Genomic DNA, 22792 nt, shown 5'->3' on the forward strand with positions numbered 1-22792 from the left:
CCGGCAATAAATAAAAGGAGGCTATTCAAAAACGAGCCTCCTTTTCGTTTAGTACAAAGATTTTGTCATATTATTCCGAATTATTTCAAGGGATTTCGCTACAGTTAATGCATTCTTTTCTTCAATTTCTGGTTTGCGTGGGATAGGTTTATACATGTTGTCTGGATCTTCCCATGTGAGGGGAAGTTCTGTTTCGGCTTGTCCTTTCCAAGCGTCAATCCATTCTGGAGGGAGATAACCTGAGATGTTTTGGATGTTGTTCATTTCGAGCCAAATAAGTGCCCAAGCCCTCGGGACGACGCGCCAGTGGTCATAGCCACCGCCGCCGACAGCAATCCAGCGACCGTCGCAATATTCATTAGCGATTTCGCGAGCGAGCTTCGGTATTTCACGGTAAATATTCATCGTTGAACAAAGGTGTGTAAGTGGGTCGTAATAATGTGCATCAGCGCCGTTTTGCGTTAAAATAATATCCGGTTTAAAGTATGCGGCAACTTCTTTTACAACAGTTCGATAGGAATTTAAAAATGATTCATCTTCTGTAAAAGCATCCAGTGGAACGTTAAAAGAATAACTATACCCATTACCTTGCCCACGTTCATTCACAGCACCAGTTCCAGGGAATAAATAACGTCCAGTTTCATGTAACGAAATGGTACATACGTTAGGATCGTCATAAAAAGACCACTGTACACCATCACCGTGATGAGCGTCTGTATCAATATATAAAACACGTAAACCGTATTTTTTCTGTATATATTTCATTGCAATGGAGCTATCGTTGTAAATGCAAAAGCCAGATGCTTTGCCGCGAAAGCCGTGATGTAAGCCTCCGCCTAAATTAAGTGCATGTTTTACTTTCCCGGAAAGAACAGCATCGACAGCTGTTAATGTTCCGCCAACGAGTAATGCACTTGCTTCGTGCATATTTGGAAACATCGGTGTATCTTCTGTTCCGAGTCCGTATGTCATTGCAATTGATTTTTCTAACTTTCCTTCTCCAGCAAGTTTTACCGCATTTATGTATTCCTCTGTATGAACGTAGGCAATCTCTTCATCAGTAGCCATTCGCGGGGAGATGACTTGAGAGGGAGAGATAAAACCGCCCTTTTGTAATAAATCGTACGTAAGAGTGACGCGCAGTTGGTTAAAAGGATGATCAGGGCTAAACGAATAGCCCCGAAAGTCATCCGAATAAATAAACGCGCTACTCATGCTTGCATCCCCATGATGTTTGGCCATAATACGCGGTACCCCTCTGCTTCAAGTGCATCAATCACTTTTAGAGGATTCATCGTTTGAATGCGGAAAACGAGTACTTTATCATTCTCATCTTTTGCTGGATAGACGAGAACGCTCACGATATTTATTTGCAAATCGCTAAAAATAGCAACAACTTTTCCGAGAATACCAGGTTCATTTTTTACTTGAATTTCAATTTGTGAACTTGGTTGATGCGCTCCAGTTAATTTCACTAACGTATGCAATACAGTAGATTCAGAAATGATTCCAACTAACTTTCCGGCCTTTGTCACAGGAAGGCAGCCAATTTTATTTTCAAAAAATAAAGTAGCAATTTCCTCAACGAAATCGAGAGGATGACAAGTCATGACAGGGTGTTTCATAATAAGTTCAAGCGGTTGCTTCAGCATATCGAGTGAAACTTGTTCATCTAAAATAGACGGACTTGCATCTCTTACATCCCGATCAGAAATAATGCCTACGACATGATTATTTTGATCGACAATTGGAATGTGCCGAATTCCTTTTGTACGTATTGTTCGGATTGCGGTTTCGATTGTATCGTTTGGATGTAGTGTCACTACATTTTGATTCATGATTTCTTCTACAATCATTCCAGTTGCCCCCTTTATTAATACATAAAACGATTGTGAAAACGTAGACGATCAAATGCTTGAATAGAATCCGTATCAACACGTTTACCGATGCGGACCATTAAACAGTTGGCAGGGTGGGAACAAATTTCAGGATCATCTGTAGCCATCCATTGTAAACCACCAGCATTCATCATCTTCTCCATTACTTTTCGGTATTCCCAAACATTTAAGCCTGTCTGTTTTAAATCCCAGTGCCAATAATATTCAGTCGTCAATATAATATAATCTTCCATATGATCGTCCATCATTGAAACTTCTAATAAGTTTTTTCCAACAGCACAACCGCGGAAGGCTGGGACAACTTCAATCGCCCCGAGCTCAATTAAGTTTTCTATTTTTCCTTCTGACCATCGCTCGAGTGGATCAGGATACAAGTATGTAACATATCCAACAATCATTTGGTCATGTCTAGCAATAATGAGACGAGCTTCTGGTAATTTAGAAATTTCGACAATTGCTTTATATTGCTGCTCGGCAGGACGGAACGCAACTAAATCTGGATGAAATTCATACATTTCTAAGTTATGTGTAGAGACAGGACCTTCAATAATTAAAGTGCCTTTCGCTGTTTTTAAATTTCTAGCATTATATATTTTTTTATGGATCAATGTATTGCTCACCACCTTGAGGTTTTGAGAATCTATTAATATCGTACTTTATAATATATGCGATGTGAATCGAATTTTGTCATTAAAAATTTGTCTAAAAATCAACAAATATACTGAAAATTTTAAATAATGTCATTATAATAGATAATAGAATACATAGGAGGGGGATGTAAAGTATGAAAGTAGAAACGCTTCCAGTCATTAAAGGGAAAAATAATTTGCCGAATTATGAAGAGGCATACGCGAATTTTAACTGGGAAGAGGTTAATAAAAATTTTACTTGGAATGAGACAGGCCGAGTAAATATGGCGTATGAAGCAATTGATAAGCATGCGAAATCCGATCGTAAAAATAAAGTAGCCCTTTATTATCAAGATGGATCGCGAAAAGAGAAATATACATTTAAGGAAATGAAGGATTTTTCTAATAAAGCAGGAAACGTCCTGAAAAATTATGGCGATGTTGAAAAAGGCGATCGCGTTTTTATTTTTATGCCGCGTTCTCCAGAATTATATTTTGCACTTTTAGGTGCGGTGAAATTAGGGGCAATTGTTGGGCCACTATTTGAAGCATTTATGGAAGGCGCAGTTCGCGATCGTTTAGAAGATAGCGAAGCAAAGGTGTTAATTACAACGCCTGAATTGCTAGAGCGCGTACCATTAAATGATTTACCTGCTTTAAAAACAGTCTTCCTTGTTGGAGATAATGTAGAAGAAGGCGGTAAAACGGTAGCGTTCAATCCTTTATTTGAACAAGCTTCAAAAGAATTACATATCGAATGGTTAGGCCGTGAAGACGGTTTAATTCTTCACTATACGTCTGGTTCTACTGGTAAGCCAAAAGGTGTGCTTCATGCGCAAAACGCAATGGTGCAGCACTATCAAACGGCGAAGTGGGTATTAGATTTAAAAGAAGACGATGTATATTGGTGCACAGCTGATCCAGGCTGGGTAACTGGAACGGCTTACGGTATTTTCGCACCGTGGTTAGTTGGAGCATCGAATGTTGTTTTAGGTGGACGCTTTAGTCCAGAAGCGTGGTATGAAGCACTGCAAGATTACGGTGTAACAGTTTGGTATAGTGCACCAACAGCGTTCCGTATGTTAATGGGTGCTGGACAAGATGCAATTAAAAAATATGATCTATCACAAGTACGCCACGTATTAAGCGTTGGTGAGCCATTAAATCCAGAAGTAATTCGCTGGGGTATGAACGCATTTGGACTTCGTATTCATGATACGTGGTGGATGACAGAAACAGGTGGACAAGTTATTTGTAACTACCCTTGTATGGAAATCCGTCCAGGTTCAATGGGTAAACCAATTCCAGGTGTGAAAGCAGCGATTGTTGATAATGATGGAAATGAAGTGCCTCCATACACAATGGGGAACTTAGCGATTGCGAAAGGTTGGCCAGCTATGATGCGTGCAATCTGGAATAACCAGCAAAAATATGAATCTTACTTCATGCCGGGAGATTGGTACGTATCAGGTGACTCTGCCTATATGGATGAAGACGGATACTTCTGGTTCCAAGGGCGCATTGATGATGTAATTATGACGTCAGGTGAGCGCGTTGGTCCGTTTGAAGTAGAAAGCAAATTAATCGAGCACGCTGCGGTTGCAGAAGCTGGTGTAATTGGTATTCCGGATCCAGTGCGCGGCGAAATCATTAAAGCATTTATCGCGCTTCGTGCAGGGTACGAGCAGTCAGAAGAATTAAAAGAAGAAATTCGTCAATTTGTAAAGAAAGGTCTAGCAGCTCATGCAGCGCCAAGGCAAATTGAATTTAAAGATAAATTACCGAAAACGAGAAGTGGTAAAATTATGCGCCGCGTATTAAAAGCGTGGGAGCTGAATTTACCGACAGGTGACTTATCAACGATGGAAGATTAAGAGAGAAAGGTCTGAACGAAAAGCGTTCAGACTTTTCTTTTTGTAAATAATAAAGGAGTTAATATAGATGAAGATACCAATTTTAGAAGGAGACATAGTGTGCTTACGTTCTGTAGAACCGGAAAAGGATTACCAACAATGGTATGAGGTAATGAAAGATCCCGATATGCATTGTTGGACGGGGAATACGATTCCAAAAGATAGTAATGAAATTAAGGACTTGTTGCATACTTATAAAAATTTAAAAGATATTATGGCTTGGTCAATTGTAATGAAACAATCAAAGGAAATGATAGGGACATATTGGATCTCTATGCCAACGGTGAATGAAAATAAAAAGTTAATTGTAACTTCAGAAGCTCAGCGAATTGCACGTAAGTTTTGGCGAACAGGTGTCAATAGAGAAGCGAGAAACTTAATATATAATTACATATTTTTAACTTTAGATGTGGATGAAGTTCATGCGCAGGCTTGGGATAATAATATCAATTCGTGCAGGTCTATGGAACAAATAGGTTTTAAATTAGAGAAACAAGTGAAACGCCTATTCCCTAAATACAATGAAATGTTTTTAGAAAACCATTATGTGCTATATAAAAAGGGCTGGCTTGTATAAAAGGTTATGGTTGAAAAAAATATTTGTTGATGTAAAATAAAATCAAACTTATACATACGAGTTAAAGGGGATAGTATGATGAAAACAGAAAAAGAAAAGATGATACTAGGAGAAATGTACATACCGGCTGATCCAGTTTTAGTAAAAGAGAGAGCGCAAGCACGTATATTAACGAGAAAATTCAATGATACGCCAGAAGTGCAATTAAAAGAGCGTAGCGAAATTGTAAAAGAACTATTCGGAACAACAGGAGATAATATTCATCTTGAGTCTTCTTTTAGATGCGATTACGGTTACAACATTCATGTTGGCGAAAATTTTTACGCGAACTTTGACTGTACGATTTTAGACGTATGCCCAGTAACAATCGGAGTGAATTGTATGTTAGCTCCAGGCGTTCACATTTATACAGCAACACACCCGCTTGATCCAGTAGAGCGCATAAGTGGATTAGAATATGGAAAACCAGTTACAATTGGCGATAACGTATGGATTGGCGGAAGAGCGATTATTAATCCAGGTGTAACAATTGGAGACAATGCCGTTATCGCATCTGGCGCCGTCGTAACGAAAGATGTACCGGCTAATGTAGTAGTTGGCGGGAATCCTGCAAAAATTATAAAAAAAATAAAATAATATTTGAACGAAGCGCCTTCCTCGTCTGTATACATTTATGAAAGAATAGATGAGGGAGGCTTTTATATGTCTAATAAGTTACTTCTTACTTTTGCTTTAATTGGAATTATAGTCGTATTTTCTTGTGGTTTGCTATTACCGATGCCAATCGGATTTAAAGTTTCAATGATTACAGCTGGCGTTATGATGATTGTGATGTTTTCCATCATCATTCCATTTGATAGAAAATATATAGTACGGAAAAAAGGATATAAAATTGATTTTACAAAAACAAAAGTGTACTTTCGCTGGAATGTATTTGATACGATTTCGGCTTGTCTTGCAGTGTATGCATGCATATGTGTGCAAACATTAAATATTTTAGTTTCAACCGGACAGACAATTCAAAACCCGTATGTTCAATTTTTTACGAATCAATCGCAAGTATGGATCATTGTTGCTAGTTGCTATTTAATTTCCCGCATTTCATTAACGTTAAAAGGAATAAAGGAGATCAAAAATCATGGCGCAGATTGGGATTGAGGAGGAACTCATGCTTGCGTATCAAAGTGGGGATAAGCAGGCGGGAGAAAAACTATATGTTTTAATCAAACCAGCGTTATACACATTTTTGTATCGATTTAACCGAGATGAACAATTGAGTATCGACCTCGTGCAAGATACGTTTTTGACGCTAGAGCGTAAGAAACATATGTATGAACCTGAAAAGGGTAAAATAAAAACGTATTTATTTCAAATTGGTTATCGTCTTATGATTAATAAATTAAATAGAAGAAAAAAGTGGCGTACGCTTTTGCCATTTTTAGTGCCGATTCAGGAAAAAGAATTTTCTCACGAAGATCGGCTCACAGTAAGAGAGGCAATTTTGAAAGTTCCCGAAGAGCAAAGAGCGGTCCTAATCCTTTCTTATTATCATGACATGCAGCAAAAAGAGATTGCAGAGGTGTTAGGTATTCCAGTCGGAACGGTGAAGTCGAGACTTCATAACGGAATAAAGAAATTGAAACAATTGCTGGAGGTGGATGAAATTGAGCGAAAATCCCTTTAAGAATGAATATAAATTACAGCAGCATTTAGATAGTGACCATGTAGAAATACCAGATTTTCCAAAAACGGTAAGTCGCTTCGATCGATTAATCGGATTTCTTGCTTCTCCGGCGAAAGATCCTGTGGAAGCGACGATTGGGAATGATCTATCGATGGTTTTTCATATTTCGATATTAGTTGGTGTTCCAGTTCTTTCTCTTATTACGATACTCTTTGCAACGTTGTAAAGGATTGGAAAGGTGAGAAATCAGGCCCTTATTTGACACGCCTATATAAATGATGGTATAAAGAAAAGTATATGAATAATTGAGCGTGGAAAGGGAGAAGTAGTGATCATTTCCCTGTTTTAGAGAGCTGATGGCCGGTGAAAATCAGCACATAGATGATCGCGAATTACGCCCCTAGAGCATCTTTTTTCGATTGAGTTATATTCAAAAGGGAAAAGACGGTGCTAAGCCGTTATGTAAATAAGGTGGTAGGCTTTTTTGGTCTGCAACTAGGGTGGTAACGCGATGATTAAAATCGTCCCTTATTTGAAGGGGCGATTTTTTTATGTTTTCAACCTTCACGCCAGTAATGAACTTAAAGGAGAGTATGTAGGATATGGGTATTTTACAAGATCTTGAATTTCGCGGTCTAATTAATCAGCAAACAGATGCTGAAGGCCTTGAGCAATTACTAGAAAAAGAAAGCGTTAAATTATACTGTGGTTTCGACCCGACAGCGGATAGCTTACACATCGGTCATATGTTACCAGTATTAATGTTACGTCGATTCCAATTAGCTGGTCACCAACCAATCGCACTTGTTGGCGGTGGTACTGGTATGATCGGTGACCCAAGTGGTAAAAAAGCAGAGCGTACATTAAATACGAAAGATACAGTTGCTTACTACACAGAAAGCATTAAAAACCAACTTTCAAACTTCTTAGAGTTTGAAAATGTGGACAACCCAGCAACAATGGCTAACAACTATGATTGGCTAGGTAACTTAGATGTAATTTCATTCTTACGCGATATCGGTAAAAACTTCGGTTTAAACTATATGTTAGCAAAAGATACAGTAGCATCTCGTTTAGATACTGGTATTTCATTCACTGAGTTTAGTTACATGATTTTACAATCATACGACTTCTTAAACTTATACCAAAACCATAATTGCCGCCTACAAATCGGTGGTAGTGACCAATGGGGTAACATTACAGCTGGTCTTGAATTAATCCGTAAATCAGAAGAAGATGCGAAAGCATTCGGTTTAACAATTCCACTTGTTACTAAATCTGACGGTACGAAGTTTGGTAAAACAGAAGGCGGCGCAATTTGGTTAGACCCAGAAAAAACAACTCCTTACGAGTTCTACCAATTCTGGATTAACACAGATGATCGCGACGTTGTTAAATACTTAAAATACTTCACATTCTTATCTCATGAAGAAATTCTTGAGCTTGAGAAGCAAGTAGCTGAAGCACCAGAAAAACGTGCAGCACAAAAAGCATTAGGTTCTGAAATGACAAAACTTGTTCACGGCGAAGAAGCATTAGAGCAAGCAATTAAAATTTCAGCTGCACTATTCAGCGGTTCTGTAGCAGAACTGACTGCAAGCGAAATCGAACAAGGATTCAAAGACGTACCATCTGTAGAACGTACTGCAGAAGATACAGTATTAATCGACTTACTTGTAGAAAGCAAAATCTCTCCATCAAAACGTCAAGCACGTGAAGATGTAACGAACGGCGCAATCTACGTAAACGGTGAGCGTACACAAGCATTAGACTACGTTGTAACAGAAAACGACCGCATCGAAGGTAAATTCACAATCATTCGCCGCGGTAAAAAGAAATATTTCTTAATTCGTTACTAATTAGAAACGAATATATAACAAATAGTACCCCGAATTGTAGGCTGAAAAGTTTATGATTCGGGGTTTTTATGTATGAATTTAGATTACCTGATTCTTTCTTGTAAATAGAATATGAAGAATTAATACGAGCATATAAAGCAAGCTAATTAACATAACGATAAATGCCGCCGGATAGAATTTTGCTGCATATATAAAGAAGTCTATTTGATAAATATCTTGGTAATTTGAAACAGTGCCTTTAAAGTAATTCGTAAACTTAGCACTATATTTCCATTCATCAGGATCATCTATCAAATTACTCCCCTGATACCAACTCATCAGTGCTGAAGTAATAAATAGCATAAATGAACTTCCGAGTTGAACCATTTGGTTTATTGTCAAAACGAATTACACCCCCATTTTCTGGTTATTATATCGTAAGAATGTACTTTAATAAACTATTTTGGGGATAAAATACAGTTAGCAAATCTGAACTTTTTTGTTGTAATCTCCTTTTCGAGTTCATACGGAAATCACATGTAAGCGGTATGATAAACGTATAACAAATAGAAAGGAGTGGTAAAACGAAATGTCACTAGAAGCGCTCATTATCTTTTCTTTGCTAAATGCGGGTCAGCTTGCAGAGGATACGAAGGCTGATATACATAAAGAGCAGAAAGATGCTTATGTATATGTTCAGAAAGAGGAAAATAAATAACTTTAATATAAATAAAAGCTACTCGAAGTAACTGTTTAGTTGTCTTCGGTAGCTTTTTAAATTATGAATAAATAGGAATTAATTCTCGCTTAAAATCTTCGTACATTTCAAAGGCGATTTTCATGATTTCTTTGAGTTCATTGTAACTGTGGAAATATAGCACGGGTACTTTTTCCGTGTCATTTGATAACAATCTTATAAATATGTCCCAAGGGTCTCCAACTCTAACTTCACCATTATGCCATGCTTCCCAAATCAATTCAGCAACACCATATTTTAAGCTGATGTTGAATCTAAAGGTGTAGACATCTTTGTTTTTTACTTCTCCTACAATAAAAAAGTCTTCTTTTTTATTGTAACGAGCTTTATAGCCAAGAGACTCGAATACTTCAATAGCTTTTTCATTTTCATAGTTTTCAAATGTATTTGTTCTATCGGAAAATTTTTCTGATAAGGATTTATATCTTTCTACAAATTCAATTTTCTCAAGTACCTCTTTTATTTCAAGTTCTAAATCATATGCCATCAATTATTCCTCCCTAAATCTAATCTTAATAGCATATTTACCTTTCATTTTTTTAAAATACGTCTCAAAATTTTCCCTAAATTTGTTTCTTTTTTCGTACGTGAAATTGAAGTCTTTGCAAATTTATAATTTGCTTGATACAGTTCATTGGGAAGTATCTTAGTTATGATATTTTCACCAGTAGAATCAAATATTCCTTTTCCATGATATTTGATTCGAAACAAAGGAGAAAGCTAGCGTAAACGTTAGTTTAAATATTAATCAGGTGTTCTTCTTTGTGTGATTTTTATCTCCATCGCCATGCAATCGTTTTATCTTCAATGTGGATTGCTGGAATGTCGATTCCTAAATATTTCCCTTCGTTTTCATCGAAAACGGACCAATTTTCATCGTCTAGAAATTCAGGGTCAATACTTTCAAAGTCAAAAGTACTCTCTTCGTCTACCATTTCACGAAAATATTCTTGATAGGGTTTACTATTATCATTTAAATGTATAGTTCCATACATCCATGGTGTTTCTACAAAAATGTCTCTAATTTCACCTATTTCATTATCTTTAAAGTATAATTTCATATTTGCACCCTCTTATTCATGAATTCTGAAATAGTCTTTTGGTATCTCGCCTTTTATCAAATACTCATTATCTCTTTTTGTCCACTTTAGAGCGAGTTTTTTCCTATGAAGGAATTAGTCAACATTGTTACAGAAAGGGATATTATAATACTCGATTTAGATGAAACTCCGCACACGCACCCTGCAAATGATAATTTGTATAAAAGTGTACAACAGCTAAGTTCATCAAAAAAATGTAAGAGTGTACTACTAAGATCGGCTATTCCAAGAACTGTTTCAAATGTGAGTTTAAATCACAATGCTATTATTCAAGAGGCTGATAATAGTTTGTTAACTGCTTATAGTTCACTTGGTTTTTCAGCATTTGGGGATTATTGTGGAGTTAAAAAAGATGAATTAACTGATGGTGGGATAATAAGCCCTGGTTATATTAAGTATTCATGGGACGATAATTCTTATTATGGATTTAAAGGTATAAAAGAACAGGCAGATACTTTCGAAAGTATGGTAGCTCCATCTATAGTTTCTTCTCAAGTATGGAGTAGTTTTACGAAAGTGCACAAAGATAATTGTCGAGGATGTAAAAGTATAGATGGAATATACAATAAAATTAAAAAAGGTAAAAGCCAACCTGAGTGGAAAGGTTGGCTTTTACCTTTATACTATGGAGGGATTTTTATAATATACCCAGTAAGGATCAGCTTGTGTTGAGAAAAAAGACTGAATATCCACTGGCATAATTTTTTCAAAGTGATTACAAAGGTATCCCCAATTTTTATTATATCTTTTTTTTAATACCTTCTTATAGAGGGTATTAATTTTTTTATAATTTACTTTCTCGACAATTATTTCTTCTTTTACCTTTTTATTAGAAACAATATTGTCAATTTTACTTGCTTTTATAATCCAATCTAACTCTTTATTTGTTAAAGTTGAAAGTTGTGCTTCTGGTTTCATATTGTCACTTTTTAACGCCTTTTTTCGGAAACTAAATTTACAAACACCATGTTTTAAATTATAGGTAATTATTCCGCAATGCTGCGGGACTAATTCAGTGACCTTTTTTAAATGTGAAGGATGAATAATGACATAAACCTACTCAAATACCTTTGAATAGTCTGTAATTTGTTTATGTAATTTATCCAATGTGTCTAGTTCTGTCTTTATTTCATATGCAATAGACTTACCATTAATCCTTCCGATATCTAACCTACTTGAATTTATTTTTAATTCAAATACAGTAATTTCATTAAGGCGATTAAGGTGATTTTTAATGAAATTGTATTTTATGGTAATTTCACCAGGGAAGTATTTCATAACCAATTCATTTATGATAGCGTGACCGACTACTGTTCGTTTAAAGGGTTTTATTTTATCAAATACTTCATTTGGAATTATTTCTTGTATGTTAGTCCAAATTTTAGAATCGAAGTCAAAAGGATTATATGATGAGTAAAGGAGTCGGGAGACCCTCTCTAGTTCATGTTGAGGTAAATTATCTTCTATAATTGTTAAACATTTACGTAACACCTTTCTATCCTCCTTTTCTAAAAGCCTTTCTCATTATAAATTCATTTATGTATTTTTTCTATAAAAAAGTTTTATTAACCTTTAATTTTATGCTTTAAATTACTCTATGTTATATAAAATAGATAGGATATTAATAAGTTGACTTAATAGTTAAATTATACCAATTTAATGTAAAGACTGTAAATATTGCGTTTTATAAATTGATTAAAGGTATTAATATATGACAAAACGAACTTATCCATATTCAATAAAAAGCTTACTGAGGTATATAATCAGTAAACTTTTTTATTTAGTATATGTTTATTTATTACATTGAAAGGTGTAAAAGAAGGTACACGTTCTAAATTTAGAAATGATAATTCTAATGTATTATTAGCATTGAAACGAAATGTTAACATTAGATCAAATAAGACAGTATAAAATGAATTAGGTAATGAAGAAAGCCGCTCATTTTTAGGTGGGCGGCTTACCATTTAATTTAAAGGTTTTCTATATAACTTTCTGCTATATCAATATCCTTTGTCATTTCTAATTCTGGAAATTTTTTATCTAATTTTCTTAAACAATTAATAAATTCTTTACTTTGCACAATTTCTGCAATATCTTCAAAAACTTCACTTATCCAATATAAATCTTCTTTACTACAATTCTCTAAATATCTTATAGTATTTTCCTCATTTTCTGAGAGAACTTCTATTATTTCATTCCAACTTTTTTGTATTCCATAATCATCATTTAAATTTAATTTTTTTCTTTTATCTAATATAACTTGCATTTTATTTTCTATATTCATATTAATCCTCCAAACTCTATCTACGGTTGTTGAGTAGCATCTGGGAAAATAGTCCCTATTTCTCCATTTGTTTTTATAACTCCAACCCTAACCCCATTATACTCTCCGAAAATAGTCACACCATTTTCTGCGCTGGAAAATTCGGGTAATTCAGCAACCTTAGCACCTGCCGCTGCAATATCAGAATCTGTCCAGTTTTCGGGAAACCATGATTGATTTGAACCTATTCTTTTTCTTTTCACCTTGTGTTCAGGAACATTACCTACTCTAACACCGTTTTCGTATACTTTAGTTATTTCATAATCCATATTGTTTTCTTCTAAGAATTCAATATTACTTTGTCCATGTCCTCCACCCTTCATTTTTGAAATATCACCTGTTTTAGGATTTGTTGTAAAGTCACCTATATCTGAATGTTTAATACTGCTTTCAGGTATGGTAATCTTGTTAGCTTGTCTAAAATCAGGTGTATCAAATCCAGATCGTATACCATTTCCACCAGAGAAAGCATAAGAAACATCTTTCTTAAAAGATTGTAAAATTTCCGATACTTGCTTCAATTCTTTTACTAGCGTTACACCTTTAGCTAATGTACTTGCTCCACCTGCTCCTTTTGTGACGAGGCCTGCTCTACCTAGTCCCCTATCGAGAATTAGACCGATGCCTATTTGGGTTAATCCATAAGTAGTCCATTGTGTAATGCTCTCTGCATCTCCATCTATAATATCTCGTTTCACAGTACTTGAAAATGTATGCCACATATTTTTTGTCGTTTCATCCAAATGTAAAATCGCATATGTAACATTAATAAAAGTTCCTATATCCATATTACTTAAAGCTTCCATGGACTTGATTTCATCTTCAACAGCTTTCCCTGTTCCGATTACAGTACCATTCCACATTTTTTTTACTGTTTCGAACATTTTAACTACATCGTCTACCTTATCGTCCCAAGCCTTTCTAATCGGAGATTTCTCCTCTAGCCTACCGCACATTTCTCCATCTTTAATCGAATTGTCCGCTTTACGTGCCCTATCTTCTTCTATCGCTTGAATAGACGTTGCCCATTCCATATTCAACCCTTGTGTACTAAATGTACCACTTGTAGGACTAAAACCTTTTCCACTTTGTACTTCTGCAAGCCCCGTAGCAATACTAGTGGCTAGTTGGAGTGCTGTATCATAATTACTACTAGAAGTATAATTGAATTCATGTAGGTGTTCTAACTTTTCTTGCAGTTTCCGTTTCATCATATCACAAATACTCATCATCGCTTGCATAGCTGGAAGGACATTACTAATCCCTTCAACACCTGCTCTCATTCGGTCAATCCCTCGAATTTGTTCTAGTATTTCTTGTTCGATTACATCGGTTGAAGCTACCTGTGATTGAAATTGACTTGGAAAGGCATCATTCTGACGGATTAATTCTTCACATAAGTAAATGATCCCTTGTGCTAAAGGACGAAAGGTTTGTACAAAAAATGATTTTGCACTGCTATATGTTTGTCCTTGTAGAACAGTATCAACTGCAAAAGCGTCAATCGACTGAATGGCTTGTTCCATGCCTTGAATGGTAGCCGTACATACAGCATTCATGCTTTGTGTTTGGGTATGTACTTCTCCTAGATACATGTTTAAACTCATAAATTCCCTTCCTCAACAAGTAAATCATACCGATTTAAGGATGAAAATGTAAATATTACATCCTCTAAATTCCCTATTCCAGAAGGTTATTCTGAGTTTCTGCTTCGTGCAGGATACTGGCGAGTTGGTGAAAAAATAGAAAGAATAAATCGTGAGGAAATTTTAGCGGATTATGATAGAAAGTTTGTTCTGGAAGATGGTAAGTTGTGTACGATACTCACTTACAAAGGAGATAAAAAGAAAAGAGGTAAAAAATCCTCAAAGTAAAACTTATCCGTATCGAAAATGAAAGGTGAGTTGCTCTTATGGAAAGAAAAGAACGAACTGTGTTAGATAATCCGCCAAGTGATGAAACAGCATTAAAAATGGCGGAATTTTTTATGAGAACTTCGGTACCACGTATATTGGCAGCACGTAAAGCTGAAGAGGAAGCTGAGAAAGATGGGAGAATATGACTAAATGGACCATTGAAATAACAGAAGAAAAGGTTCGTAAGTTAAAGCCTATTTTTGAAAGTGTTTTATCTAGAAAGCATGGTAAAATAATTAAAATTACGTCACTAACAATGGGGGATATAACGATTAAAAATGAAAAATAAATGAAGTAATCTTTATACTAAGTTGCATATAAAAATCTAGGGGAAATAGCATTTGCCCACGCTTATTTTATCCCAAAAGTCCCCCAAAAAACCTCCCCCAAATCATTAATTTTATTTAGGGTATTTTACAAAGCATGAGAATAGAAAAAACCCTAGAAACGTTGTAATAACGCTTTTTCTAGGGTTTTTAATACTGTCATCTACTAAGCGATTGAATTAACGAGAGTAGAACTCTACGATTAATGCTTCGTTGATTTCAGCTGGTAACTCAGCGCGCTCAGCGTGACGAGTGTAAGTAGCTTCTAATTTGTCAGCATCGAAAGTTAAGTATTCTGGTACGAAGTTGTTAACTTCGATCGCTTCTTTAACAACAACAAGGCTGTTAGATTTTTCGCGAACGCTGATAGTTTGACCAGGTTTTACACGGTAAGATGGGATATCTACGCGAGATCCATCAACTGTGATGTGACCGTGGTTTACTAATTGGCGAGCTGCACGACGAGTGCGAGCTAAGCCCATACGGTAAACTAAGTTGTCAAGACGAGCTTCAAGAAGGATCATGAAGTTTTCGCCGTGCTTACCAGGCATTTTACCTGCTTGGTCAAATGTGCGACGGAATTGACGCTCAGTCATGCCGTACATGTGACGAAGTTTTTGTTTCTCTTGTAATTGTAAACCGTATTCTGAAAGTTTCTTACGTTGGTTAGGACCGTGAGGACCTGGTGCGTAAGGGCGTTTTTCTAATTCTTTTCCTGTGCCGCTTAGAGAGATTCCAAGACGACGAGACAGTTTCCAAGCTGGACCTGTATAACGAGCCATAGTTGACTCCTCCTTTAAAAATGTTTTTATTTACGTAAAATAAAAACAGACGTAATCGATATTTACGGGCATTTTGTTTTCATGTACCTTCGCTCCAGCAGCAGGGAGTTACGAGATACACCTCCGTAGAGGAACAAAATACAAACGATAAACTCACATTACAAGGCTGCCTTTTTATTTTACACAAACGCTATTATATCTTTTACCTAGAGTTTCGTCAAGCGAGTACGTTTTTGTTTTATGCATATAAATTTTGGAAATTAACAAGAAGGAATTTAAAACAATATAAAAGAAGAGATAGAAACACAAGTAAAACGCTTACATAAAATGTAGTAAAAACGTTCATCAAATTTTTGTTGATGGATATGCGGCAATAAAAACATAAAAGGGGATGTTTTTATGAAAAAGAAGCATATGGAGACAGCGTTAATTCATCACGGTTATACATCTGAGGAACATAAAGGAAGTTTAACACCACCTTTATTTCAAACGTCTACATTTACATTTGAGACGGCGGAGCAAGGCGAGGCGAGTTTTGCGGGAGTGGATCCATCTTATATTTACTCAAGACTTGGAAATCCAACTGTGAAATTATTTGAAGAACGTATGGCGGTGTTAGAAGGAGGAGAAGAAGCGCTTGCCTTCGGATCCGGTATGGCAGCTATTTCAGCAACTTTAATTGGTTTTTTAAAGGCTGGAGATCATATTATTTGTTCAAATGGATTATATGGATGTACGTACGGCTTCTTAGAAGTGCTAGAAGAGAAATTTATGATTACACATTCGTTTTGTGATATGGAGACAGAAGAAGATCTTGAAAGTAAGATTCGCCCCAATACAAAGCTTATTTTCGTTGAAACACCGATTAATCCGACGATGAAATTAATTGATTTAAAACAGGTGATTCGGGTTGCGAAGCGAAATGGCTTACTTGTTATTGTTGATAATACGTTCTGTTCACCTTATTTACAAAGACCACTGGAACTTGGCTGTGACGCTGTTGTGCATAGTGCGACAAAATATATTGGTGGCCACGGCGATGTAGTAGCGGGTGTAACGATTTGTAAAACGAAGGCGTTAGCCGAAAAAATTCGCCCGATGCGAAAAGATATCGGCGGTATTATGGCGCCGTTTGATGCGTGGTTATTGTTACGCGGATTAAAGACGTTAGCTGTAAGAATGGATCGCCATTGTGATAATGCAGAAAAAATTGTATCGTTTCTAAAAAATCATGACGCGGTAGAAGGTGTTTGGTATCCAGAAGGGGAGTTAGCATCTCGCCAAATGAAGCGGGGCGGCGGTGTTATTTCTTTCTCAATAAAAGGCGGGAAAGAAGAGACGCAAGCGTTTATCAATGATTTACACTTTATTACGATTGCGGTCAGTTTAGGAGATACAGAAACGTTAATTCAGCATCCAGCGACGATGACGCACGCTGCGATTCCAGCTGAGTTAAGACAAGAAATGGGGATTTATGATAATTTAATACGTTTATCTGTCGGTTTAGAATCGTGGGAGGACATCGTTTCTGACTTAGAACAGGCGTTAAAGAAAATATCTACTGTGAATCAATAAAACAAGAGCGAGCTATCGGTTTCGTACGTGATGTACTGAATCGATAGCTCGCTCTTTTCTTGTTACATATGTTTTAGGAGTGTTTCCACAAACTTTTCTAAATAGTGCTGATCTACTTCGTCGAAACGATTTTTTTCGGGACTGTCAATATCAAGTACACCGATGACAGTTCCTTCTTTCATAATCGGTACAACGATCTCTGAATTAGAAGCACTATCGCAAGCGATGTGTCCTGGGAATTGATGAACATCTGCTACAAGCTGCGTTGTTTTCGTTTCAGCTGCCGCGCCGCAAACGCCTCGCCCAAATGGAATGCGCACGCAAGCAGGCATTCCTTGGAATGGTCCAAGAACAAGCTGATTTCCTTCTGTTACGTAAAAGCCAACCCAATTCACACGATCTAAAAATTGGTTTAATAATGCGGACGCATTTGATAAGTTTGCGACTACGTTTGATTCGCCAGTTAATAATGCATCCAGTTGTTTAATTACTGTCTCATATTGCTGTTCACGAGATCCTGCATAACTTTCTTTAGTAAACATGGAAACAACTCCCTTTTTATCGAGATGTGTAAAATATTAGCAAAATACGATGTATTTCACATGACTTTGTCGATAGAAAATTAAAGGAATTTGTCTTAAAAGTCAAGAAATTTAAACTATAGCTGTTCAGTGAGAGGAAGTGAGCGCATGAAACAGACGAAACAAAAAGTAATTGATGCGGCAATATCGTTGTTTAATACGAAAGGGTATGACGGAACGTCGGTGCGAGACATTGCAAAGCGAGCGGATGTGAATGTAGCGAATATTTCATATTATTTTGCTGGAAAGCAAGGTTTATTAGAACAGCTTATTACTGATTTTTTAGAAGGATATATTCATGTAATTGAAACGTCATTTGAACAGAGAGAGTATTTACCGGCTAAAGATGTGATGGTGCAAATGGTGCGCGGGATTTTACGATATCAATTTGAAAATAGAGAGCTAACACGTTTCTTCTACCGAGAGCTTTCGCTTGATACGACATTAATTCGTGAAGTGATGACGATTTATTTTTCAAAAGAAAGATATTATATAGAGCAAATTATTAGACAAGGGCAGACGAAACAAGAGTTTCAAAAGGTATCTTTTACAATGTTTATGACGCAATTAAAAGGCATGATGAATATGCCGTTTTTATATCCGCAATATATATCAGAAGTATTGCATTCGTTTCCGTCTGAGACATTCTTCTTAGAAATGTACACGAAAGAAATTGAGCAATGGATGGAACAAGCGTTGTGTAAAACGAATACGTATTATGAATGGCCAAGAGCTGTTCATATGTGAAGAATCCCCACCTAATGGACTGAGGTGGGGATTTTTGTAGTTTCTTTTCTTTGCCATACATTGTTGCATAATAACGCAATAATTGTTAATGAGGCGCCAGCAATTTCAATTTTGTCGACTGTATAACCTCGGAAGATGGAACCGATAAGAGCAAGTACAGGAACTAAGTTCATAAATAATATGCCGTTAATTGCTGAAATATAGCGATTTCCTGTGTTCCAGCAAAATACAGCGATAACGCCTGCAATAATCGACATGTAAAAGAGTTCAAAACGAACGCTTACGATTGTACGTAGTGACGGTACAGTAATTACGTTTGTATATGTTAATACAGTGACAATAAAAACGAGTGAAATCGAGCCGAATAAACAAGTTAATGTCGTATATCGAAGTGGTGACCAAGACGGGAATTGTGCACCACCGTTCGTGTAAATGACCCAACAAGTAACGCCGCATAACATGAGTATATTCGTGGAGAAGTGACTTGCTGCTCCAAATAATAAGTGAATATTTCCTTTCGAAATGACAAGCATAACACCGAATAGTGCAACGAACATACAAAGAAATGTGTAGTTTTGTGGGCGCTTGTTTTTTATTATCCACTGTAATAATAAGGCGATGAGTGGCATAAGAGATTGAATCATCGCCGCATGGATTGCTCCAGCAGGCCCAGCAAGTTGTTGACCATAAAAAACGAGAAAACCGTATCCTGCGAAACCGACTGTTCCATAAAAGAATAACGAAAGTGTTCGTTTTTCTAAGCGGAGTGAATGTTTTCCTTCAGCGATTAAGAGAAGTATAAGGAAAATAATAGCTGCTGATCCATATCGGATAGTGGTGAAGAAGAACGGATCTATAAATTGCAAAGCATTCGCCATTACGGGAAACATAAATCCCCAAGCGATTACAGCGAGTAAGCATAGGGTGGATCCGAGTAGCATTTGTTTTTTGTTCAAGAGTATCTTTCCCCTTTACATTTCGTTATAGTAAGTTGATGAAATAAGTATAAAGATTGATTTCTTCTAAGAGGAAATATCAATTTTTTATAGCAGTTATAACTTTTTGTTAGAGGTGTGTACGATGGATTTAGAGGCAGTACGATCGTTTATAGAAGTAAAGCATACGCGAAGTTTATCAAAGGCGAGTAAGCTTTTACATATTTCTCAACCAGCGCTTAGTAAACAAATTCAAAGATTAGAAGCGGATTTAGAGGTTACGTTACTTAAGCGTTCTGCTCAAGGAGTGGAGTTAACAGAGGCGGGAGAGTTATTTATACAAAGAATGTTACCGATTTTGGAACAAATACATGAAGTGAGAACGAAAATGAAGGGGTATCAAGAGAACCGGAAACTTTCAATTGGTATATTACCAAGTTTAGCCGAGCATTACATATCAGAGTGTAAAGATATATTAGGTGATGCATTCGAAGTAGAGTGGAAAATCGAGCATACGAAAGGATTAAGGGAATTATTTAAAGCGCGGGAGATTGAAGCGATGTTCATTGATTCAGTAGTAGAAGACGCTACGTATATAAAAGAAGTGCGAGAAGAAAAAATCGTTTGCGCCGTTTCAAATAACCATCCGTACAAAGAGAAGACGGTCATTCAAATGGAAGAGTTGCAAAACGACAAGTTAATTGTATATCCAGAAATATGTGATGTACGGAAAATGATTATGAACATGTTTCACGATATAGGTGTAAACCCAACTATAGCTGTTGAAACATCTTATGCAGAACCGATGCTTGCAATGGTAAAAGCTGGTCTTGGTATTACGTTACTTCCAGAAATGGCGGTAGAGCAAGCGGTAAGGCAAGGGAATGTACATGTGATTTCTGTTGAACCCCCACTCATGCGCAAAATTTATTTCATATCACATAGGGAAGAAGGCTCTTTATCTCGCTATTTGCCGGGCAGTAAGACCCCACCTCAAAATTCAGCGAAAGCAAAGAAGTTAGGTGGGGGTCGGGCTGCCCGTAAAAGCCCGATTGGTGAGGGCTGATAATTAGTGGGGGGCCCCCCACACACTGATTAAAGTTTCACTTTATGGCATTCATTTGATGATAAGAGGTAATGCAAACGTAATATTGAAAAAGATTACGTCTGCATTGAAAGAAACATGAAATTTTAAAAAAAACTAGGTCAAAAACACGCCATTACATGGTATGATTAGTACATTGTTAGTTGTTAAATATAGGGGAATTCCCTTTTTATACATAATGCCTTCCATTTCATAAACGGAACGGACAAAAAAAGAGATATAACTAGGAGGCTTTTTTGCATGGATTCTATCCTGACGATCGTTATCATTGTAGTAAGCTCTATTCTAGTGCTGCTCATGATAGAGCTTGTGATAAGAAATCGTTCATATAAAGATATTGCGGCACTGGAGCAGTGGAAACAAGAAATAAAAGATAAGCCTGTGGCAGATGAACTAAAACGGGTAAAAGATTTAAATATGACGGGTCAAACAGAAGAACTGTTTGGCAAATGGCGTGAAGAATGGGATGAAATTGTATCAACAACCCTTCCGAAAGCTGAAAAAGATTTAGCGCAAGCGCGAAAATTCGCCTCGCAATTCTCCTTCCGAAAAGCAAAGCATGCGATGAATGAATCCATAAGTGGTTTAGATGACGCTGATAATCGTATTACTGACATTTTAAATGAATTACAGCAATTGTTAGAAAGCCATGAGAAAAATAGTTCGGAAATTGAAGGATTACGTGATACATATCGTAGTATGAAAAAGAGTGTTCTAGCACATAGACATATGTATGGAGCTGCTGAACAGAAAATTGAAGAAATGCTAGATGCTGAATCTAATAAATTTAAAACTTTTGAAGAAGCAACAGATAATGGCGATTATTTAAAAGCGAGAGAAATCGTTATTAGTTTGGAAGAAGGTTTAGCGGATTTAGAAATCATTATTCACCAAATTCCAGATTTATTGGTAGAATGTCAGGCGACATTACCAGTTCAGCTGGAAGATTTATTGCACGGCCATAATGATATGGTAAGACAAGGCTATGTATTAGAGTATTTGGAAATTCCTAAAGAAGTACGCGATATGACGACACAACTACACACATGTTTAATGGATATACAGGAGCTGCACATAACGGAAGCAGCTGAAAAAGTAGAAAACTTAAAAACTCGTTTAGATGGTTTCTATGATCAACTTGAACAAGAAGTACATGCGAGACATTATGTGGAGCAAAAAACACTTTCTGTTTATGAAGATTTAGAAGAAATCCGAACTGAAACGATTGAAACGAAAGCAGAAACACAACTTGTGAAACAAAGCTATCAATTACAAGATAAGGACATTGAGTCTCAAAAAGTAATTGAAAAGCAAATGCACATTTTAACGAAACGTTTTGAAGTACTGCAATTACGCGTTGCTGAGCAAGATATTGCTTTCTCTATTATTCGTGAGGAACTAGAAGAGATTTATGAGCAATGTGAAACGTTGAAAGTACTTCATGCAGAGTATAAAGAAATGCTACAAACGATGCGTAAAGAAGAATTTGAAGCGCGTGAGAAATTACAAGAAATGCGAAATACAATTGTAGAAACGAAGCGCTTTATGCAAAAATCAAATTTGCCAGGTCTTCCAGAGAGCATTATGGAAGATTTACAAAGAGGACAAATGGCGATGCAAGCTGTTTATGATCAATTAGAAGTGAAGCCGTTAAATATGAATGCTGTAAATAGTAGTTTAGAAGAAGCATACAAAACTGTTAATGGTGTAGCTGAAATGACAGAAGAGTTAATTGGACAAGCATATTTAGTTGAAAAATTAATTCAATACGGTAATCGTTACCGCAGTCACGATGAGAATCTTGCAGAGAGCTTAAATTATGCGGAGAAATTATTCCGCGAATATCAATACGATGCAGCTTTAGAACAAGCGGCTTCTGTACTAGAGCAACTTGAACCTGGTGTTGTTCAAAAAATAGCTGAATATGTAGACAATGAGCAAACCCTTTAATAAAGGGTTTGTTTTTTTGTGTAATTTTAAGGGCGATGTTGCTATAATGAATAGCGGAATACAGTAAGGTTGTTCGTTTGAAAAGAAAGTGAAATTATAATGAGTAGGGGCATCCCACTAATTATTAGCCTTCATCAATCGAGATAAAACGGAACC

At 36.4% G+C, this 22792-nt stretch carries 28 protein-coding genes, 1 pseudogene and 1 other annotated feature; of the genes and pseudogenes, 16 read left to right on the top strand and 13 right to left on the bottom strand.

The features are described from left to right. Positions 1-48: 48 nt before the first annotated feature. The 3 genes from acuC to acuA are packed head-to-tail and all read right to left on the bottom strand — an operon-like array spanning position 49 to position 2506. Positions 49-1215, bottom strand: coding sequence for an acetoin utilization protein AcuC (gene acuC, locus COE49_RS02680; RefSeq protein WP_088232233.1), 1167 nt, complete (start codon positions 1213-1215; stop codon positions 49-51). Then, positions 1212-1856 (bottom strand): acetoin utilization AcuB family protein, encoded by a 645-nt coding sequence (locus COE49_RS02685; RefSeq protein WP_002123078.1) that lies wholly within the window; start codon positions 1854-1856, stop codon positions 1212-1214. Before COE49_RS02685 ends, acuC begins: the two co-directional genes overlap by 4 nt. Positions 1857-1873: 17 nt before the next feature. After that, a complete protein-coding gene (gene acuA / locus COE49_RS02690) occupies positions 1874-2506 on the bottom strand; it encodes an acetoin utilization protein acetyltransferase AcuA (RefSeq protein ID WP_016130338.1) in 633 nt (210 codons plus the stop codon). 176 nt (positions 2507-2682) lie between these two features. Between acuA and acsA the strand changes: the two genes are divergently transcribed. From acsA to tyrS, 7 genes are all read left to right on the top strand, one after another. After that, positions 2683-4401 (top strand): acetate--CoA ligase, encoded by a 1719-nt coding sequence (acsA, locus tag COE49_RS02695; protein WP_088232232.1) that lies wholly within the window; start codon positions 2683-2685, stop codon positions 4399-4401. Between the two features lie 67 nt (positions 4402-4468). Next, positions 4469-5017: a GNAT family N-acetyltransferase gene (locus COE49_RS02700; RefSeq protein WP_088232231.1), complete on the top strand. Its 549-nt coding sequence runs from the start codon at positions 4469-4471 to the stop codon at positions 5015-5017. Between the two features lie 75 nt (positions 5018-5092). Further along, complete coding sequence (locus tag COE49_RS02705) at positions 5093-5653, top strand: maltose acetyltransferase domain-containing protein (RefSeq protein ID WP_088232230.1); 561 nt, start codon at positions 5093-5095, stop codon at positions 5651-5653. Between the two features lie 66 nt (positions 5654-5719). Beyond that, the gene (locus COE49_RS02710) at positions 5720-6175 is read left to right on the top strand and encodes a hypothetical protein (protein ID WP_088232229.1); all 456 of its coding nucleotides are present in this window, start codon (positions 5720-5722) and stop codon (positions 6173-6175) included. Further along, on the top strand, positions 6156-6701 hold the full coding sequence (locus COE49_RS02715; RefSeq protein WP_088232228.1) for an RNA polymerase sigma factor: 546 nt from the start codon (positions 6156-6158) through the stop codon (positions 6699-6701). Before COE49_RS02710 ends, COE49_RS02715 begins: the two co-directional genes overlap by 20 nt. Continuing rightward, complete coding sequence (locus COE49_RS02720) at positions 6682-6927, top strand: hypothetical protein (RefSeq protein ID WP_088232227.1); 246 nt, start codon at positions 6682-6684, stop codon at positions 6925-6927. The genes COE49_RS02715 and COE49_RS02720 overlap by 20 nt, the downstream gene beginning before the upstream one ends. A 77-nt stretch (positions 6928-7004) precedes the next feature. Then, positions 7005-7233: a binding site (T-box leader), on the top strand. A 70-nt stretch (positions 7234-7303) separates the two neighbouring features. After that, positions 7304-8560 (top strand): tyrosine--tRNA ligase, encoded by a 1257-nt coding sequence (gene tyrS / locus COE49_RS02725; RefSeq protein WP_000512075.1) that lies wholly within the window; start codon positions 7304-7306, stop codon positions 8558-8560. A gap of 78 nt (positions 8561-8638) precedes the next feature. Here tyrS and COE49_RS02730 read toward each other — a convergent pair whose 3' ends face one another. Beyond that, positions 8639-8941 (bottom strand): YjdJ family protein, encoded by a 303-nt coding sequence (locus COE49_RS02730; protein WP_088232226.1) that lies wholly within the window; start codon positions 8939-8941, stop codon positions 8639-8641. Positions 8942-9128: 187 nt separating this feature from the next. Between COE49_RS02730 and COE49_RS02735 the strand changes: the two genes are divergently transcribed. Then, the gene (locus COE49_RS02735; RefSeq protein ID WP_088232225.1) at positions 9129-9257 is read left to right on the top strand and encodes a transporter; all 129 of its coding nucleotides are present in this window, start codon (positions 9129-9131) and stop codon (positions 9255-9257) included. Positions 9258-9318: 61 nt separating this feature from the next. On the opposite strand, the gene COE49_RS02740 is transcribed toward COE49_RS02735, so the two are convergent. Next, on the bottom strand, positions 9319-9783 hold the full coding sequence (locus tag COE49_RS02740; RefSeq protein WP_088232224.1) for a hypothetical protein: 465 nt from the start codon (positions 9781-9783) through the stop codon (positions 9319-9321). A 286-nt stretch (positions 9784-10069) separates the two neighbouring features. Continuing rightward, a complete protein-coding gene (locus COE49_RS02750) occupies positions 10070-10357 on the bottom strand; it encodes a hypothetical protein (RefSeq protein ID WP_088232222.1) in 288 nt (95 codons plus the stop codon). Positions 10358-10462: 105 nt separating this feature from the next. Between COE49_RS02750 and COE49_RS02755 the strand changes: the two genes are divergently transcribed. Beyond that, entirely contained in the window at positions 10463-11068 is a 606-nt protein-coding gene (locus tag COE49_RS02755) for a beta family protein (RefSeq protein ID WP_088232221.1), read from the top strand. Here the strand turns inward: COE49_RS02755 and COE49_RS27130 are convergent. The 4 genes from COE49_RS27130 to COE49_RS02770 form a co-directional block, all read right to left on the bottom strand. After that, on the bottom strand, positions 11015-11314 hold the full coding sequence (locus COE49_RS27130; RefSeq protein ID WP_098356948.1) for a hypothetical protein: 300 nt from the start codon (positions 11312-11314) through the stop codon (positions 11015-11017). The two genes, COE49_RS02755 and COE49_RS27130, sit on opposite strands and share 54 nt — an antisense overlap. Before the next feature lie 138 nt (positions 11315-11452). Continuing rightward, on the bottom strand, positions 11453-11887 hold the full coding sequence (locus tag COE49_RS02760) for a hypothetical protein (protein WP_088232220.1): 435 nt from the start codon (positions 11885-11887) through the stop codon (positions 11453-11455). Positions 11888-12365: 478 nt separating this feature from the next. Further along, positions 12366-12680, bottom strand: a complete 315-nt coding sequence (locus COE49_RS02765) for a hypothetical protein (protein WP_098356947.1) — start codon at positions 12678-12680, stop codon at positions 12366-12368. 20 nt (positions 12681-12700) lie between these two features. Beyond that, positions 12701-14326: an EndoU domain-containing protein gene (locus tag COE49_RS02770; protein ID WP_088232218.1), complete on the bottom strand. Its 1626-nt coding sequence runs from the start codon at positions 14324-14326 to the stop codon at positions 12701-12703. Positions 14327-14380: 54 nt separating this feature from the next. Here COE49_RS02770 and COE49_RS27900 point away from each other — a divergent pair, with 54 nt between their 5' ends. Genes COE49_RS27900 through COE49_RS27485 form a run of 3 tightly spaced genes read left to right on the top strand, consistent with a single transcriptional unit; the run spans position 14381 to position 14924 of the window. After that, a complete protein-coding gene (locus tag COE49_RS27900; RefSeq protein WP_088232343.1) occupies positions 14381-14593 on the top strand; it encodes a hypothetical protein in 213 nt (70 codons plus the stop codon). 38 nt (positions 14594-14631) lie between these two features. Further along, positions 14632-14781, top strand: coding sequence for a hypothetical protein (locus COE49_RS27480; RefSeq protein WP_170933783.1), 150 nt, complete (start codon positions 14632-14634; stop codon positions 14779-14781). After that, on the top strand, positions 14778-14924 hold the full coding sequence (locus tag COE49_RS27485) for a hypothetical protein (RefSeq protein ID WP_170933782.1): 147 nt from the start codon (positions 14778-14780) through the stop codon (positions 14922-14924). The genes COE49_RS27480 and COE49_RS27485 overlap by 4 nt, the downstream gene beginning before the upstream one ends. 216 nt (positions 14925-15140) lie before the next feature. On the opposite strand, the gene rpsD is transcribed toward COE49_RS27485, so the two are convergent. After that, entirely contained in the window at positions 15141-15743 is a 603-nt protein-coding gene (rpsD, locus tag COE49_RS02780; RefSeq protein ID WP_071710345.1) for a 30S ribosomal protein S4, read from the bottom strand. Between the two features lie 399 nt (positions 15744-16142). On the opposite strand from rpsD, the gene megL reads away from it, so the two are divergent. Next, the gene (megL, locus tag COE49_RS02790) at positions 16143-17318 is read left to right on the top strand and encodes a methionine gamma-lyase (RefSeq protein WP_098253191.1); all 1176 of its coding nucleotides are present in this window, start codon (positions 16143-16145) and stop codon (positions 17316-17318) included. 62 nt (positions 17319-17380) lie between these two features. Here megL and COE49_RS02795 read toward each other — a convergent pair whose 3' ends face one another. Continuing rightward, entirely contained in the window at positions 17381-17860 is a 480-nt protein-coding gene (locus COE49_RS02795) for a GAF domain-containing protein (RefSeq protein ID WP_088232216.1), read from the bottom strand. Between the two features lie 147 nt (positions 17861-18007). Here COE49_RS02795 and refZ point away from each other — a divergent pair, with 147 nt between their 5' ends. Next, positions 18008-18646: a forespore capture DNA-binding protein RefZ gene (gene refZ / locus COE49_RS02800; protein WP_088232215.1), complete on the top strand. Its 639-nt coding sequence runs from the start codon at positions 18008-18010 to the stop codon at positions 18644-18646. Between the two features lie 11 nt (positions 18647-18657). Here refZ and COE49_RS02805 read toward each other — a convergent pair whose 3' ends face one another. Further along, a complete protein-coding gene (locus COE49_RS02805; RefSeq protein WP_088232214.1) occupies positions 18658-19602 on the bottom strand; it encodes a DMT family transporter in 945 nt (314 codons plus the stop codon). 124 nt (positions 19603-19726) lie between these two features. Between COE49_RS02805 and COE49_RS02810 the strand changes: the two are divergent. Together COE49_RS02810 and ezrA are read left to right on the top strand one after the other, a co-directional pair. After that, a pseudogene (locus COE49_RS02810) lies at positions 19727-20533 on the top strand (LysR family transcriptional regulator); the annotation flags it as partial. Between the two features lie 393 nt (positions 20534-20926). Then, complete coding sequence (gene ezrA / locus COE49_RS02815) at positions 20927-22636, top strand: septation ring formation regulator EzrA (RefSeq protein ID WP_088232212.1); 1710 nt, start codon at positions 20927-20929, stop codon at positions 22634-22636. The last annotated feature ends 156 nt before the right edge of the window (positions 22637-22792 follow it).

The organism is Bacillus sp. AFS029637 (assembly GCF_002584985.1).
In the GTDB taxonomy this organism is placed as follows: Bacteria; Bacillota; Bacilli; order Bacillales; family Bacillaceae_G; genus Bacillus_A.